The organism is Rossellomorea vietnamensis NBRC 101237 (assembly GCF_001591825.1).
GTDB lineage: Bacteria > Bacillota > Bacilli > Bacillales > Bacillaceae_B > Rossellomorea > Rossellomorea vietnamensis.
Genome location: NZ_BCVQ01000004.1, coordinates 36,743 through 53,448, shown reverse-complemented (window position 1 = coordinate 53,448; position 16,706 = coordinate 36,743). Strand labels below are relative to the sequence as shown.

The window sequence follows — 16,706 nt, the reverse complement described above, 5'->3', positions numbered from 1 at the left end:
CCATTCAGACACATTCCCTATCCATATTGTTCGTGATTGGTGTCCGTTTCCCCTTCCTGATATCAGATAATTCAGAAATATACCATGAAGAAAAAACCGTCATCTCTAAATGGAATAGAAATGACGGTTTTATCAAAATCATGAAGCTTTTTGCTCCCTCACCACAACATTCAACTTACGTTTAGATAACACATTAAAAAAGATATTCAGCCCAATCGCGGTTAAACTGCCGGCCACGATTCCGTTATCCGTCAAGATGCGGATGCTTGTTGGCATTTGAGCAAACAATTCAGGGACAGCCGTTACCCCAAGTCCCATTCCTACAGAACACGCGATGATTAATAGGTTCTCCTGTGAAGCAAAATTCACGTGACTCAGCATTTTAATTCCGTACGCGACCACCATACCGAACATGGCGACCATCGCACCTCCCAATACGGAAGCAGGAATCACAGTGGTGAGTGCACCGATTTTCGGGACCAGACCAAGGATCACAAGGAAGGCACCCGTTGCATATATCACATTATTCCTCTTCACACCTGAAAGCTGAACCAATCCGACATTCTGGGAATACGCTGTATACGGAAATGCGTTGAAAAATCCACCGAGGACGATGGCTAATCCTTCTGCACGATACCCTTTTGCTAAATCTTCTTCTGAAATCTTTTTATCAGTGATATCCCCAAGGGCGAAATACACGCCCGTTGACTCTACCAGGCTGACCATGGCTACAAGAATCATCGTGAGGATGGCTGTTATTTCAAAGGTCGGCATCCCGAAGTAGAATGGTTTAGCCATATGAAACCACGAAGCATCACCAACAGCACTGAAATCGACTTTTCCGAGAACGAAAGCGACAACCGTTCCTGCCATCAGTCCGAGTAAAATGGATACTGAACGGACAAAACCTGTAAAGAATTTATATAAAAATAATATGAATAACAACGTCCCAAACGCTAATGCCAGATTTTCCAATGAACCGAAATCGGCACTCCCCTGACCGCCTGCCATATTGTTCATGGCAACAGGGATCAGTGTGATTCCAATAATCGTCACGACAGAGCCCGTCACAACAGGCGGGAAAAAGCGGACAAGCTTCCCAAAATATTTACTGATCGCAATGACAAATAGACCTGAAACAAGAATCGATCCATAGATGGCTGAGATCCCATATTGACCTCCAATCGCGATCATAGGGCCGACTGCGGTGAACGTACATCCGAGAACAACGGGTAGTCCGATGCCGAAGAATCGATTACTCCACACTTGCAGCAAGGTCGCGATTCCACACATGAAAATATCGATGGATACAAGATACGTAAGTTGTTCTCCCGAAAGTCCAAGGGCCCCCCCGACGATCAAGGGGACAATGACCGCACCTGCATACATGGCAAGAACATGCTGGATACCAAGTGAAGCCAGTTTAAGAGGCTGATTCTTCATGATACAGTCGCCTCCTCTTGCTTAAATTGTACTTCTCCGTTTTCAAGGGACTCTATTTCAGCTAAAGATTCCACTCTATAGCCCGTATCCCGGACGAGTTTCCCGCCATTTTGAAATGACTTTTCAATGACAATTGCGATTCCGACGACAACCGCTTCCGCCTGCTTCACTAAGTCGATCAACCCCAATGCTGCCTGCCCGTTTGCCAGGAAATCATCGATCAATAAGACCCGATCATTTTTTTGTATGTACTCCCTTGAGATGGAAATGGTATTTTCTTCTTGCTTGGTGAATGAATACACCTTTGAAGTAAGAACTCCCTCTGTTAGCGTCAACGATTTCTTTTTTCGTGCAAAGACAAGTGGAACATTCAAATAAAGGGCAGCCATCACACCTGGCGCGATCCCTGATGATTCAATGGTCAGTATCTTTGTGATTCCTTCCTCTTTAAAACGATGGGCAAATTCTTTTCCGATTTCCATCATCAGTTCCGGATCCACTTGATGATTAAGGAATGAATCGACCTTTAATACCGTTTCCGAGAGGACGACACCCTCCGTTTTGATCTTATTTTTTAATACATTCATGATTGAACCGCTCCTTTACCTGTTGTAGATACTAAAAAACCCAAAGGATATTGTGCTCACATCAGAGTGAGACAATGACCTTTGGGTTAGGCAAAGAGCGTCCATAAAGACGCACCTATCATTGCTCACCCATAGTCGGACCATTTACGGTAATCCGGTAGAAACTCGCGGGCCATATCCCCGCTATTATATGAGTGAAAAAGAAAGATTGATTTAATATTGGTTAGTATACCGTCAACTTATCCTTTTGTAAAGACTAATTTCCTAACATTAAAACCAATTCAAAGTTAAATGTTCGTGAAATAAGAAGCCTTTTCTAACGATTCCCTTTACAAAGGGAAAATGAGTAAAGCATGGGGAAACTATATCACCCATGCTTTACTCATTTTCCATTACCTCCAGCTTATGCGAAAGTTCTCTTAACAGCTTTCTTTTTTCCTTTTCAGGTAAATCCGATGCTTTGATATCCTTTCTTTCAGAAGAAATGATTGCAAGCTTCTCGATGAAGGAATCGTCAAATGATTGAGACAGTTGATTCGTAAGCTTCTTTGCTAAGAATGGACTAGCACCACCTGTAGAAACAGCGATGGTGAAAGTCCCTTTTTGTGTAAAGGAGACCATCTGCATATTTCCACAATCCCCATCGTCCACTACACATAGAAGATGATTTCTGTCGGAGTACTTTTTCACCTGCTCGTTCACCGATCGCTTATTCGTGGCAGCGATGACGATGAACGCTTTATTTACATCATCCGGCAGCATTTCTCTCTTGATCCATACTATTCTCTTCTCTTCATGTAATACTCTGATCTCATCGACCACCTCAGGGCTGATGATGGTAATATTTGCTCCCTGCTCAAGAAAGACAGAGAGCTTACGAAGTGCCACTTTTCCTCCACCTATAATCGTCACTTGCTTATCCTTCACATCAATCATGATTGGCAGCATAGTCTTCTCCTTTGACCCACAGAGATTCATTTACCCGGTCCAGAAATGCCTGCTCCACAAGAGGGTCATACCCTAAATAGTTCGCCAGGAGGATATGTTGATTATGGGTTCTGCGGATTTCTTTCTCGATCCCTTTCATCAATAACCCGGTGAATAGGAGATAAGGCACGAAGACGACGGTTCCCTCAGTATTTTTCAAAGACTCCAGAGTTTCTGTAAAGCTTGGTGAGGCTGCCGTTAAATAACATGTTCTTACCTCACTTATCGCTGTTTTTCGATGGACACGCTCAGCTAGTGCACCGAAATCCCTCTTGATATCCGGATCTGAACTTCCCCTTCCGATTAAAATGGCCGTTGTAGATGAATGAAGTGGGGCAGCCTCCTCAATCTTATTGATGACACTTTCGACCATCCGATCGTGTACGCCGATTGGACACCCGTATTTCACCTTGACATGAGGATATAACCCCATGCATCTTTGAATTTCATCAGGGATATCCTTCTTGGCATGGACCGCCGTCAGAAGGAGAAGTGGTACGACAGTCAGGTGAGTGGCCCCTCTGTCCACGCATGAACGGAATCCTTCTTCAATGGAAGGGCTGGCAAGTTCAAGGAAACTTATTTCCTGAATATCCGCCTCGACATGTTCCTGACATCGCTTGATGAAGGCAACAGCTTCTTCACGGGCTTTCACCAAACGACTGCCATGGCACACATACAATACCGCACGTTTCATCTATAAAGCCTCGCTCATGATGATTTTCTTTTCAAACCATTGAATTTTCTCACGGTACCGTACCACTTCGCCAACGATGATCATGCTTGGATTTTCTATTTTTTCTTCTTTCACGATATCAATGATGGTATCAAGTGTCCCTGTAACGGTCTTTTGCACTTCTGTCGTCCCCCAATGAACAAGTGCTACAGGAGTATGCTTGGATTTACCGTATTGTATAAGCTTTTCTCTGATATAAGGGAGATTACTGACTCCCATATAGATGGCCAGGGTATCGATTCCTTTCGATAAGCTTTCCCATTTTTCATCTTCAAGTTGATTGTTTTGTTTATGGCCCGTCACAAACGCAACGCTTGAACTTGCATCCCTGTGAGTGACGGGTATCCCTGCATAGGCAGCGGCTGCGATTCCTGACGTGATACCCGGAATGATTTCAAAAGGAATCCCTTTTTTCGCGCATGCTTCCGCTTCTTCACCGCCTCTTCCGAATACAAAGGGATCTCCCCCCTTTAACCTGACCACCACTTTTCCGCTTGCCGCGTAGCGTACTAGAAAATGATTGATCGTGTCTTGTTTCATCGTATGATAGTTTGGCAGTTTTCCGCAGTAGATCAAATCTGCCCCTTTCTTCGCGTATGTGAGAAGTTCCTTGTTCACCAGGCGGTCATATAGAATGACATCGGCTTTTTGTATGGATTTTAACGCTTTTAGCGTGATCAGTTCCGGATCTCCGGGTCCCGCTCCGACTAAATATACCTTTCCCATTGTTTCCCTCCTCAGGATGTAATGATGGTTTCCTGTTCGTACAGGACAAATCCTGCACCATTTCCCCGGATTCTCTTTTTTTCGTAAAGGGAGATATCCCTGACATCCGGCTTTTTCAAGAAATACTTCTCAAGCTCGATCTCAACCAGGTCAAAAGCTTTTTCATCCGTATCAGCTGCTACGACGACAATCGTGACTAAATCACGGGCAGTGACTTCAAATCGATATAAATTCATCTCTCATTGCCTCCTTATGCTTCCTGCAGCAGTTGATCCAACGATTCCTGAAGGGGACTGGTACCGACTCGTTTGATATAGTCAAAGAAAGTTTCCCCTTGTTCCTTTGTTTGTTTGAAATGAATCAAGAGTTGCTTGACGACTTCGGACAGATTGGCGGCTTCCACTTTCCCTTTCAGCTTTTCATTCAATTTCCCGCCGTCCTGAAGGGTACCCCCTACATAGATTTCAAAGGCTTCGATCATTTTCTTATCTTTCGTCCTCATTTTGATCCCCTGGAGACCGATGTCTGCAATTTGTCGCTGACCGCATGAATTGGGGCAACCCACCATATGAATCCTCACTGGGACATCCAACGTCAATTCGCGATCCAAGTCATTGGCGATCTGTCTCATCCGCTCCTTTGTCTCTACCAAAGCTAGATTGCAATATTCGATTCCTGTGCACGATACAGAGTACCCTATGAAAGATAAAGGGCTCGTTGAAATCCGGTCAAAGATCTTTTCGTTAAGCAAAGCATCCACATGCTCATCGGGAATATTCGGAATGATGAGATTCTGAGAATTACAGTTTCTGATTTCGCCATTTCCATATTTCTTTGAGATCCTTGCAAGCTCGAACACTTCATCGGAGTTCAGCCTGCCGACAGGAACATTCAGCCCCACGTAATTAAGTCCTTCCTGTTTCTGTGGGTGGACCCCGTAGAAGTATCCTGCGTTCCACCCTTTCACTGCGTCGGTCCCTGCCGGAAGAAGCTCTACATACTCCAGCAGTTTTTCTTTGAACTTCTCAGGCCCCCAGTCGGCCATTAAGAATTTCAAACGGGCTAAATGCCGTTTCTCACGATATCCGTAGTCGCGAAAAATGGTCGTAAGGGCAATCGTTACGTCTTTTACCTGATGTGGAAGGACGAATACGTCCAATTCTTGTGCCAGAAGAGGTCTCGAAGACAAACCACCTCCGACCTTCAGGTGAAATCCGTTCTTCTCTTTCCCGTCTATCTGCTTTTTCGCAGGAAGGAAAGAAACACAGTTGATTTCGGCATTCGCTGCATTGTTGAGATTGGCGGAAATCGCGACTTTATACTTTCTCGGTAAATTTGAAAAGTCTTCGTTATGCTGGAAAAAGTCATAGACTTCCTTCACAACGGCTCTTGTATCAAAAAGTTCATCCGGATCGATGCCAGCCAGGGGGTTTCCGACGATATTACGCGTGATATCCCCACATGCCCCTGCAGAAGACAATCCGACTTTTTCCAGACGTTTGAAGATATCCGGGATTTGTTCAATCTTCAACCAGTGGAACTGGATGGCCTGACGGGTCGTGATATCATAGACATCCCTGCCGTATTCCTTACAGATGGAAGCAAGCTCCCTTGCCTGATCATACGATAAGATGCCGGAAGGGACATTGACCCTCATCATGAAATATCCGTCTTCTTTCGGTCTCTGCAGGTAAAGGCCAGCCCACTTGAATTTATCCCATTCCTCTTTGGGGATGGAAGAGAATCCATTTTTAGCATAATGCGGAATATCTTCAAAAATCTTCAATCCGTCTTTCTCGAGCTTCCATTGTTCTGTTTTATTCAGCTTTTCATTTGACTCCCATGATTTCTTATATGCCATATTTTTCTCTCCTTATATCAATTGTTTTTGCTTTAATTCCTTCAAAAGACGCTCTACACATTGTTCAATTGAGTTCTTTTCTGTATCCAGGACGATTTCCGGATTTTCCGGTTCTTCATACGGAGCACTAATTCCCGTGAAATGAGTGATCTCTTTTTTACGGGCTTTTTTGTATAACCCTTTTGGATCACGCTTTTCACATTCCTCCAGGGAACAATGTACGTATATTTCCAGGAATTCTTCAGGGCCGACCAGGCTTCTCACAACATCCCGGTCTTTTCTGAAAGGTGAAATAAACGCGGTGAGCACAATTTGACCGCTATCAATGAAGAGTTTCGACACTTCACCTATCCGTCTGATGTTTTCTTTACGGTCGTCCTCATTAAAGCCCAAATCTTGATTCAATCCATGACGGACGTTATCTCCATCCAGAACGTACACCTGCTTTCCCTGATTAAAAAGGGAGGCAGCAAGTGCATTCGCCACTGTCGATTTACCTGAAGCGGATAATCCTGTGAACCAGAGAATGAAACTTTGATGACCATTCTTTTTCCTTCTTTGCTGTTTCGTGATTGTAGATTCATGCCATACAATGTTTTCTTGTTTTTCACTCAAACTATCTTCCTCCCCGGCCGATTATTTGGATTCTTGTTTGAGACCCTTGATCAATACATCAATGACCTCTGGACGACTGAATGTTGAAGGAGGGACTTCCCCGTTCCTCAGCATCCCCCTTACTTTTGTTCCGGATAGGATGACGTGATGTTCTTTTCCATGGGGACAGGTTTTTGTCGTCGCCATCCCCTCACATTTCTCACAATAGAAGCTATGTTCGAAGCGAAGAGGGGTAATCCCGATCTCTTCTTCCGTAAACTGATCAAAAATCTTTTGGGCATCATAGGTTCCGTAATAATCACCAACCCCTGCATGATCTCTACCGACTATGAAGTGAGTACATCCATAATTTTTTCGCACTAAGGCATGAAAAATGGCTTCCCTAGGCCCTGCATATCTCATAGCAGCAGGAAAGACGCCAAGGAATACACGGTCTCTCGGATAATAGTTCCTCAGAAGAACGTCATAGCTCTTCATCCGGATTTCCGCTGAAATATCATCCGCTTTCGTTTCACCTACCAGCGGATTTAAAAATAGGGCATCCACCGTTTCCAAAGCCGTTTTCTGAATGTATTCATGCGCCCTGTGAACGGGGTTTCTGGTCTGGAAACCAACAATCGTTCTCCATCCCTTATCTTTAAACCTTTTACGTGTTTCAACTGGATCGAAGGTATATCCCCTAAAGGGTTTGGAAAGCCTTTTCACTAGTGTAATCTTCCCTCCGACATACACATCACCGCGGTCGAATAACTTCTTTACGCCGGGATGTTCCCTGTCCGTCGTTCCATAGACTAGAAGGGCTTCTTTATATTTGTCAGGTTCGTAGATATCCTCTACGTCGATCATCCCGTATGTTTCTCCTTTATAGACAAGCCTGCTCCTTTTCCCTAGCTGTACAGAACCAGCCTGCTCCTTGTAGATGGGCAGAGTGATGGGAATGCTCCATACACTTCCGCTCTCAAGCCGTAATGATTCCACCACGGTCTGATAATCCCGTTTGGTCAAGAATCCTTCTATGGGACTGTAAGCACCGATCGCAATCAGTTCCAGGTCACTCAATGCGATGTCGTCCAGTGGCAGTTCGTGTTGGATGTCCTTATAGGATTCTTCAGGTAAATAAGATTGGACCAGTACTCCTCCGTGTGGCTGTAAACTCATGTAAAATATCCTCCTTAACATATTTGTTTAATCGGAATTAAATTCAAATGCCCCCTCCATCTTCATGGACAGACCGTCTTTCCTCATTAATGACCCTCATCAGGGACAACGCACCTACTGTGGCAATAATGACGCTTATCGGTACGACAATTGAGTACAGATCACTATCGATTAACAATTTGACCAAAAAGTATGAAATACTGAGTGAAATCAAGGGGGATACCACCCAGATTTTGACGATTTTTTTGACGATTTTCTTTTGCAGCATGTGCTTGCCGTTTTTAGCTACACCCAAACCAATGATGGAAGAGGACGTAACCTGTGTCAGAGGGATCGGCAATCCATACAGAGAGCTCAAGATGACGAGGAAGGCTCCTGTTGAGGAAATGACAATTCCTTCAGCTTTAGAATATTGCGTAATTTTCTTGCCGTTTGTTTCGACTACTTTCTTTCCCAGTAAAACAGCTCCCAGTGCAACAAATGCACCACCAATCAAGATTCCACGTGTGGGTGAGATCAAACCGGCACCGACCAATGGACCAACTGCATTGGCAACATTATTCATGCCTGCTGAGAAAGCTTCAAAGAATCCGGCGATGATCAACAGATAAGCAAGCCACTGCTTATCAAAATGATACCCCCGCTTTCCAAGCTGAACTAAACCCAATCCCGCAAGCCAGGTTACGAAAAAGGCGATGACAGGGACGATTACCCAGAAAGACATGATCGTAATAAGTGATTTTACATACAGAACCTGATAGGCTACCCCGACTCCTACAACTGCGCCAACCGTTACTTCACTCGTAGACAGCGGAATGCCGATCACATTCGCAAGAAACAATGAAATCGTTGCGGATAACAAAATAATGAGAACGATCTTAATCGACAATAGATTCTGTGGGATGATCCCTGAACTGATTGTCTTTACAACCTCTCCACCACCCAGAACCGCCCCACTCAGCACACCTGCCGCGCATATCCATAGCGCTGTCTGGATGTTCTTTATTGCGCCTGCACCATATGCCACTCCCATTGAGGCTGCCGCTCCGCTGGCACCAATGTTCATGGCGAAGAACAAGCTGATCAGAAGGGCCGAGATTTCAAGCAAAGACCGTCACCCTTTCTAATGGAGACCGCATTCTGTCTTTCCTTTTCCTTTCCATCTTCCGGAGCGAAGATCATTGACATCAGTAGCCGGCGTAGTGCAATGGAAGCAGCCAATGCTCGGATACCCTTGATCGTGAAGTGGATTATAAGAAAGATTATGTTTATGGCTATAACGCCAGATCTCCTTCCACGTCCAGTGAATCAACGGACAGATTTTGACGGATTGAAATTTGTCATCTCTATTAATGAATTCAACGTGTTGTCTTGTTGGAGATTGTTCCCTCCTTAATCCTGAAATCCATGCGTGCCCCTTGGATAATGTTTCTTTTAACGGGTCAAGCTTCCGAATTTGACAGCATTGGTTTGGTTTGGTTTCCCATAACTTATCCCCATATGCCTCTGCCTGCTCCTTGAGGGTCAACTGAGGCTTTTTCATATGGATGGTCAACGCGGGATACGTCTTCTTCACTTTCTCAATGATTTCATACGTTTCCTTGAAATGAACCCCTGTATCAAGGAATACAATGGTCGCCTGCGGTTTCACCTTGGATATGAGATCGATAAGCACAATGCCTTCTATCCCGAAACTGCACGCATATACAACCTCGTCACCATAATGATCATATGTCCATTTCAGGACCTCCAACGCGCCTTTATAGACCGGATCCACTTCAAATTCCACAGATGGCTGTTTCCAAGTCTGATACGTTAACATAGTACACCCCATTCCCTGATGCTTATCCATAGAAAAAGAGGCGGTAACAAAATATAAGGAGTCCCTATATCTTTGCTACGCGCCTCTAGTTTGTCTAGTCAGCTTATTTAATTCGGACTTTCTCATTTTTCTCTAATTGAATGACTTTTCCATCCTGTACGATAATCGTGATCGAACCAAAGCTCATGGTTTCAAGCATGGACTGGATTTTCTCTGCAACCAAGTCAAACTGTACATGCTGGTTCTTCTCTTTTTTCACATGATACCCCCAATTTTCTTCTTATCCAGATCAGAAAAAAACAACTTCCCATTTTGGAAAGTTGTTCAGGTAAGGTTACCTTATCTTCCAAAATGACTTCACATTTTGCTGGAATTAGCACCTTACAATACGTAGGTTGCTGGGCTTCGCAGGGCCAGATCCCTCCACCACTCTGGATAAGAGTTATTCATTTTAATATTCTAAATAATATCACAATTACAGCAGAAGTCAACCCGAGTTTTTCGATCGGATTTATGTCTTTTGTCTTATTTTATTCAAACATCATTCCATAATATGTTTATTCGATTGGGGGTGGATCTACGACAATTTTTCATAAAGCATTGCGTAACTATTCAAGCATTCTAAACACGACGTTACCCTCAATTACTTTCTTCCCGGCTTGATTTGTGGCTAAAACCTTAAAATGAAGGAGGTTACCCTGATTGTCCGTCAATTCTGCCCGTAAAGTAACCACATCATGTAACATGACCATCCCTTTAAATCGTACCGAGTAATCCTGGATAAAGCCTTCCTCATAGTGTGGGCTGAAAAGTTTGGACACATTGCCCATCGTCCACATTCCATGAGCGATGATTCCTGGAAGACCCAGCTTCAAGGCTTCATCATCGATGGTGTGTATCGGATTATAGTCTCCGGAAGCTCCTGCGTATTTGATCAAGTCCATCCTTGTGACCGGAGCGAGTTCAACCGGGGTAAGTGTATCTCCTATTCCGAATGATTGTAATGTTGTCATTTACTCAACCTCTTTCTGACTTCTTCTGTGATAATGATAATCGCCTGGGAAGTGAAGATTCTTCCCCCACGAGAATCTTCACCGACATCTTCAATGACAAGGAACCCCAGTTTCCCCCCGGTACCTTCCCGTTCATAATAGTCTTTTATTTCCGTATAGCATTGAATCGTTTCCCCAACCTTCAAAGGTCTTTCATAATGGAAGGATTGTTCACCGTGGATCAACCCAACATTCGGTAAATGAAAGCCTTCAATCGAACCAAAGTCGAACACTCTCGGAAAGGTGGGAGGGGCAATGTTCACCCCATAAGAGGAGGACTTCCCGGCATCTTCATCCACATAAAGGGGATGGGGATCGCCAATGGCATCTGCAAATTTCCGAATCGCACCTCTTTCCACTGCATTTCGTGTGGGAGTAGACCTCTTTCCGATATAGGATTCAAACATATTCTTCACCCCTTTCTTCTTTATTCAGGCTTTCGGCCCTCCAGCAACGTAGAGAACCTGACCATTGACGAATGAAGATTTTTCATCTGCAAAAAAAGCGACGGCATTTGCAATATCTTCAGGAGCCCCGCTTCTTCCAACAGGGATTCCCTGGAGACTTGCTTCCACTAATTGCTCGAAAGTGATCCCGATCCGTTTAGCGGTTTCTTTCGTCATATCGGTTTCAATAAAGCCCGGTGCTACAGCATTCGTGGTGATTCCGAATGGACCAAGTTCTATGGCAAGGGTTTTCGTCAAGCCTTGAAGACCTGCTTTAGCCGTTGCGTAGTTTGCCTGCCCGCGATTTCCCAATGCTGAGGTGGATGAAATATTGATGATGCGTCCGTACTTTTGTTTGACCATGTATTGTTGGGCTGCCTTCACAACATTGAATGAACCCTTTAAATGCACATCCATGACCGTCTCCCAATCGTTTTCGGTCATTTTGAATAACAGATTATCCCTGATGACCCCTGCATTATTCACCACAATGTCCAGGGAGCCAAAGGATTCATATACTTCCTTCATCGCATTTTCAACTTCCCTGGATTCTACGACATTTACCACTTTTGTATACAATTCATATTGTTTAAATACCTCACTCGCTTCATTCAACGCATCCTCATTCACGTCGATGATGGCCACCTTGGCCCCTTCTTCAGCCAGTAATCCGGCAATCGACCTGCCGATCCCTCTGCTTCCACCTGTAACCAAAGCCACTTTTCCTCTGAATCGCTCTCCCATTTCGTCTGCCTCCTCTTCTGTTTATACAAATTGCCCAAGTTTCACATGACCTTTTAATAAGTTCCTTGAAATGATCAGTTTTTGAATTTCATCGGTTCCATCATAAATGCGCCATAACCTTGCCTCCCGGTACCATCGTTCGATCGGCAGCTCTCTTGTATAGCCCATACCACCATGGATCTGGAGGACGCGATCTACGACCCGATTCCCCATATTGGATCCATATAGCTTGGCCATCGACGCAACGTGACGATTGTCTTCCCCTTGATCGAGTGTGAATGCTGCATTTAACACGAGCCAACGGGCCGCTTCAATTTCCACGGCTGAATCCGCAATCTGCCACTGAATCGCCTGCCGGTCCGCGATAGGTTTTCCAAATGTTTCTCTTTCTTTCGAATAGTCGATGGCCATTTGAAGAAGTCGTTCTGCTGCTCCCACCGCCTGGGCCCCTACAATCCAGCGGGCAAATCCGATCCACTCCAATCCCAGATTGTAGCCGCCATCAATTTCACCAAGGATATTCTCTTCAGGAACCCTTACATCATCAAAAAAAAGACTTGCCGGGCCCCATTCCCCCATTGTATGGATATATTCGGATTTCCAGCCCATGCTTCGATCGGCGATGAAACAAGTGACTCCTTCCCGACCTGTCCGACGATGTTTTTCTTTATCCGTCACGGCCATGACCATGACGAAATCTGCTTCGTTTCCACCGGTAATGAACGTTTTCTCACCATTTAATATCCATTCGTTTCCGTCTTTCACGGCTGTGGTCCGGATATTACGGGTATCAGATCCCGCTCCGGGTTCGGTCATGGCAAAACATGATTTCTTTTCTCCATTGATTGTCGGTATCAAATAGTTTTTCTTCTGCTCATCGTTGGCGTAATACAGAATGTTATCCGCATATCCTCCAAAGGAGAACGGAACAAAGGTCTTGGAGATTTCCATATAGACGATGGCCATCATCATTTGACCGAGATCAGCCCCTCCGTATTCCTCGGGAGTGTTGATTCCCCAGAAACCTGCATCCTTGGCCTTCATTTGCAGCTCTTTCTTTTTTTCAGGAGAGAGGCTGGGCTTTCCCTCCCTTTCATTTCGCAACACTTCATTTTCTAAAGGAATCAATTCTTTCTCTACAAATTTCCGGATGGTCTTTTGGATCATCTTTTGTTCATCTGACAAGCGTAAGTTCATTTTTATTCCCCCCTAATAAGATAAAATTATGGCTGCAGGATAACTTTTCCCACTGTCTGTCTTCCCTGCATGAGGGAGTGGACCTTTGCCGCTTCTTCCAATGGGAACACGTGCCCCACTGTGACCTTTAAATCTCCGTTCGCCACGTAATGAAAGATTTCATGAAGAGTTTTTTGGGTCAACTCGGTGTCCCTCATCAGAGGAGGAAGGAAAAAGCCGGTGACCGATTGATTCTTTGCCATTAAGGAAGAGGGATAGAATCTGCTTTGCTCCCCGCTTGCTACACCGTAGATGATCATTCTCCCGAAGTGGGCAAGGCATTTTAATGTTTTGTAAAAGACGTCACCACCTGCCATCTCCAGCGCAAGATCCACACCCTTTCCACTTGTAGCATCCAGAACTTTTTTCTCCCATTCTTCCTCTGTATAATTGACCAGTACATCTGCTCCCATATCTTCTGCTAAGCGAAGCTTCTCCTCGGTGCTTGCAGTGGCAATCACTTTACCTGCACCGAATCGCTTTGCGAGTTGAACGGCTAAGAGCCCTACACCACCTGCAGCAGCATGAATGAGGACCGTCTCACCCTGCTCGAGTCTCCCAAGTGTTTTCAAAATATGATACGCACTCAGTCCCTGTACAGGTATTGCAGCCGCTTCTTTAAAATCCAAGCCATATGGAAGGGGGATGATGGATCGTTCATCTGTCATGGCATATTCTGCATACCCGCCTGAATCCATCATCGCTACGACCCGGTCTCCTTTTTTGATCCTGGTCACATCTTCTCCGACTTCGGTTACGATGCCTGACACTTCCGCACCGGGAATGTAAGGAAGGGGGGTCTTTACCACATATTGACCTTCTCTCCTGGCCGTATCAGCATAATTGACAGCAGAGGCATGCACTTTGATCAATACCTCCCTCCCACGGGGTGAAGGCATATCAATGTCCACATTCTTCAACACAACAGGACCACCGAACTCCCTAAATTGGATCGCTTTCATCTATACTCCTCCTAATTCCCCGAAAAAGAGGGGGTCCTTTTTTCTTTAAACGCTGAAACTCCTTCTACATGATCTTCCGTTGAAATCATCAGGGTTTGAGTGATTCTTTCCTGCTCCAGTATTTCATCCAGGGTAGTGGTGAATGAACGATCAATCATTTTTTTCATCATGCCGTAGGCTTTGCTTGGACCCGAAGCGAGTGTAGAAGCCAGCTCATATGTTTTTTCTTCCAGATGATCAGCGGACACCAGCCTGTTAATCACCCCTAATTCATACATTCTCCTGGCAGAAACAGGTTCTCCGGTAAAAAAGAACTCCTTTGCAAGATGAGGGCCGATCAACCGTGGGAGAAAATAAGAACCCCCTCCATCCGAAATGAGCCCTACTTTGGAAAAGCTCAGTGCAAATTGACTTGTTTCCGATGCAATGATTAGATCACAGGCCAATGCTAAATTAAATCCGGCACCTGCGGCGAAACCATGGACGGAGGCAATGACCGGCTTTTCTATTGTTTTGATGGCTTTGATACATGAATTCAGTATTCCGATATGTTCATAGACTTGGGCTGATGTGGCACTTCCCATCGTTTTCACGTCGCCACCAGCAGAAAATGACCTTCCGGCACCGCGGATCACGATCGCCCGGATCTCCTGATTCCGCCCAGCCTCTTCTACCGCTTCTATCAATCCGGTAAGCATATTCTCATCAAATGAGTTTAAGCTGTCTGGTCGATTCAAGGTAACATTCAACACCCGGTCATTCATTTCGACTAATAATGATTGCATAGCATTCATCCCCTTATATTTGTTCCCTGGAATCAAATGCTGCCTGATTACCCAGGGTAATTAAAGACTCGGCAAACCGATCGAACCCGGAAAAACGGGCATCATTTGTCTGACCCATCTTAAAACGGTAATAAATTTGCTGCACAATAACCGCCAGCTTAAAGTAGGCAAAAGACAAATAGAAATGAATGTGATTTACGTCCCTGCCGCTTTTTTCGGCATATTTTTCAATGAACTCTCTTCTGCTGTAAAAACCGTCCATGATGGTCACTGGAGGCTTCCCGAGACCGTACTTTAACAATTCAGGATCATCTTGCTGGATCCAATACCCCATGGCGACACCCAGATCTGCAAGGGGGTCTCCGACGGTAGCCATCTCCCAATCGAATAATCCCACCATGGATGTCAGGTCTTCAGAAAACATACTATTGTTTAATTTAAAGTCATAATGAATGATCGTGGACTCAGCATTTTCCGGAACGTTTCTGATCAACCACTGTGTGAGATGTTCTACATCACGAATCTCACTGGTTTTCGCACGTTCATAGCGATTGATCCACCCGTGAACCTGTCTCTCCATAAAGTGTTCGGGTTTACTGATTTCATGTAGTGAGGTTTTGGTATGGTCAATGGAATGAAGCTCAACCATTCTTGAAACCATTTCTTCCGAGATTTTCTTGCACACCTCAGGCGTTACATTCAGATGCGGGGGAAATGATGTATCGAATACTTCCCCCCTTTTTCGTTCCATGATGAAGAATGGGCTTCCGACTATCCCTTCATCTTCGGAGAATACATAGGGTTTTGGTGTAACGTCGAATAAAGGGTGGACCTCTGAAAGGATCCTGAATTCTCTTTTCATATCATGTGCCTTCGGTGCGACGGGCCCTAAGGGAGGACGTCTTAAAACCCCTTCCCATTCTCCCATTGAAAGCAAATACGTTAGATTTGAGTGACCTGCAGAAAACTGTTTAATGCTCAACTTTTCTCGTTGCAAATCAGGAAAATGCTCAACCAGGAAGTCATGTAATTTCCTTTTATTTAATTCTTCTCCTTTTCGAACTGAAACCGTTTCATATTCCATTCGCTCCGCCATGTTACCCCTCCTAGATTCAAGAATATTCAGTTTTCTCAGAACGAAAATGATTGTTTAACTGAGCTTTTAACAGATCAGGGATTGCTTTGCTCCGTTGTTCCTGAAAGTCAAAATATACAATGACCGCATTTCCCCTTGCGATCAGTTGATGAGTCTCCGCACACAGGATATCATGGTCTAACTGAAAACTCTTGGATCCGATTTTGGAAACATCGGTGGTGATGACAAGTTCTTGATTGAAATAACCCTGTGATACGAAATCACATTTGGTGGAAGCCAGGATAAACTGCCAATCCTTCACGTCCATATCGAATCCGATTGTTTGAAAGAATTTAATTCTCGCTTCCTCTAAATAGACAAAGTAAGTGGTATTGTTAATATGCCCCAGTGCATCAGTTTCGCAGAATCTACTTCTTACGGTGATAGAATCCATTTATCCGCCTTCTTCCA

The 16,706-nt window shown here is 44.6% G+C and carries 20 protein-coding genes and 2 riboswitches; all 20 genes read right to left on the bottom strand.

Going from position 1 to position 16,706, the window contains the following annotated elements; all coding sequences use genetic code 11:
* Positions 1-138 precede the first annotated feature (138 nt).
* Positions 139-1,443: a nucleobase:cation symporter-2 family protein gene (locus BVI01S_RS03380; RefSeq protein ID WP_061809235.1), complete on the bottom strand. Its 1,305-nt coding sequence runs from the start codon at positions 1,441-1,443 to the stop codon at positions 139-141.
* The gene (locus tag BVI01S_RS03375; protein ID WP_061809234.1) at positions 1,440-2,030 is read right to left on the bottom strand and encodes a xanthine phosphoribosyltransferase; all 591 of its coding nucleotides are present in this window, start codon (positions 2,028-2,030) and stop codon (positions 1,440-1,442) included. Before BVI01S_RS03375 ends, BVI01S_RS03380 begins: the two co-directional genes overlap by 4 nt.
* Before the next feature lie 112 nt (positions 2,031-2,142).
* A riboswitch (purine riboswitch) is annotated at positions 2,143-2,244 on the bottom strand.
* 164 nt (positions 2,245-2,408) lie between these two features.
* Positions 2,409-2,978, bottom strand: a complete 570-nt coding sequence (locus tag BVI01S_RS03370) for a precorrin-2 dehydrogenase/sirohydrochlorin ferrochelatase family protein (RefSeq protein WP_061809233.1) — start codon at positions 2,976-2,978, stop codon at positions 2,409-2,411.
* A complete protein-coding gene (locus BVI01S_RS03365; protein ID WP_034759230.1) occupies positions 2,959-3,714 on the bottom strand; it encodes a sirohydrochlorin chelatase in 756 nt (251 codons plus the stop codon). Before BVI01S_RS03365 ends, BVI01S_RS03370 begins: the two co-directional genes overlap by 20 nt.
* Positions 3,715-4,479 (bottom strand): uroporphyrinogen-III C-methyltransferase, encoded by a 765-nt coding sequence (gene cobA, locus BVI01S_RS03360; protein ID WP_034759227.1) that lies wholly within the window; start codon positions 4,477-4,479, stop codon positions 3,715-3,717.
* 11 nt (positions 4,480-4,490) lie between these two features.
* Entirely contained in the window at positions 4,491-4,715 is a 225-nt protein-coding gene (locus BVI01S_RS03355) for a DUF3906 family protein (protein WP_061809232.1), read from the bottom strand.
* Between the two features lie 14 nt (positions 4,716-4,729).
* A complete protein-coding gene (locus BVI01S_RS03350; RefSeq protein ID WP_061809231.1) occupies positions 4,730-6,340 on the bottom strand; it encodes a nitrite/sulfite reductase in 1,611 nt (536 codons plus the stop codon).
* A gap of 12 nt (positions 6,341-6,352) precedes the next feature.
* Entirely contained in the window at positions 6,353-6,955 is a 603-nt protein-coding gene (gene cysC / locus BVI01S_RS03345; RefSeq protein ID WP_034759218.1) for an adenylyl-sulfate kinase, read from the bottom strand.
* Positions 6,956-6,976: 21 nt separating this feature from the next.
* The gene (sat, locus tag BVI01S_RS03340) at positions 6,977-8,113 is read right to left on the bottom strand and encodes a sulfate adenylyltransferase (protein ID WP_061809230.1); all 1,137 of its coding nucleotides are present in this window, start codon (positions 8,111-8,113) and stop codon (positions 6,977-6,979) included.
* 43 nt (positions 8,114-8,156) lie between these two features.
* The gene (gene cysP / locus BVI01S_RS03335) at positions 8,157-9,221 is read right to left on the bottom strand and encodes a sulfate permease (RefSeq protein ID WP_034759212.1); all 1,065 of its coding nucleotides are present in this window, start codon (positions 9,219-9,221) and stop codon (positions 8,157-8,159) included.
* Positions 9,222-9,236: 15 nt separating this feature from the next.
* Positions 9,237-9,935: a phosphoadenylyl-sulfate reductase gene (locus BVI01S_RS03330; RefSeq protein WP_061809229.1), complete on the bottom strand. Its 699-nt coding sequence runs from the start codon at positions 9,933-9,935 to the stop codon at positions 9,237-9,239.
* A 103-nt stretch (positions 9,936-10,038) separates the two neighbouring features.
* The gene (locus BVI01S_RS23050) at positions 10,039-10,194 is read right to left on the bottom strand and encodes a YezD family protein (RefSeq protein ID WP_224519933.1); all 156 of its coding nucleotides are present in this window, start codon (positions 10,192-10,194) and stop codon (positions 10,039-10,041) included.
* Between the two features lie 77 nt (positions 10,195-10,271).
* A riboswitch (SAM riboswitch) is annotated at positions 10,272-10,377 on the bottom strand.
* A gap of 166 nt (positions 10,378-10,543) precedes the next feature.
* Complete coding sequence (locus BVI01S_RS03325; protein WP_034759207.1) at positions 10,544-10,948, bottom strand: MaoC/PaaZ C-terminal domain-containing protein; 405 nt, start codon at positions 10,946-10,948, stop codon at positions 10,544-10,546.
* Positions 10,945-11,394 carry a MaoC family dehydratase N-terminal domain-containing protein gene (locus tag BVI01S_RS03320; protein ID WP_034759205.1) on the bottom strand — a complete coding sequence of 150 codons (450 nt, stop codon included), beginning with the start codon at positions 11,392-11,394 and terminating at the stop codon, positions 10,945-10,947. Before BVI01S_RS03320 ends, BVI01S_RS03325 begins: the two co-directional genes overlap by 4 nt.
* A gap of 24 nt (positions 11,395-11,418) precedes the next feature.
* Positions 11,419-12,177, bottom strand: coding sequence for a 3-oxoacyl-ACP reductase FabG (gene fabG / locus BVI01S_RS03315; protein WP_061809228.1), 759 nt, complete (start codon positions 12,175-12,177; stop codon positions 11,419-11,421).
* Positions 12,178-12,198: 21 nt separating this feature from the next.
* Positions 12,199-13,374, bottom strand: a complete 1,176-nt coding sequence (locus tag BVI01S_RS03310; RefSeq protein WP_061809227.1) for an acyl-CoA dehydrogenase family protein — start codon at positions 13,372-13,374, stop codon at positions 12,199-12,201.
* A gap of 26 nt (positions 13,375-13,400) precedes the next feature.
* A complete protein-coding gene (locus BVI01S_RS03305; RefSeq protein WP_061809226.1) occupies positions 13,401-14,375 on the bottom strand; it encodes a quinone oxidoreductase family protein in 975 nt (324 codons plus the stop codon).
* A gap of 11 nt (positions 14,376-14,386) precedes the next feature.
* Entirely contained in the window at positions 14,387-15,160 is a 774-nt protein-coding gene (locus tag BVI01S_RS03300; protein ID WP_061809225.1) for an enoyl-CoA hydratase/isomerase family protein, read from the bottom strand.
* Positions 15,161-15,173: 13 nt separating this feature from the next.
* Positions 15,174-16,256: a phosphotransferase family protein gene (locus BVI01S_RS03295; RefSeq protein WP_061809224.1), complete on the bottom strand. Its 1,083-nt coding sequence runs from the start codon at positions 16,254-16,256 to the stop codon at positions 15,174-15,176.
* 16 nt (positions 16,257-16,272) lie between these two features.
* Positions 16,273-16,689 carry an acyl-CoA thioesterase gene (locus BVI01S_RS03290; RefSeq protein WP_061809223.1) on the bottom strand — a complete coding sequence of 139 codons (417 nt, stop codon included), beginning with the start codon at positions 16,687-16,689 and terminating at the stop codon, positions 16,273-16,275.
* Between the last annotated feature and the right edge of the window lie 17 nt (positions 16,690-16,706).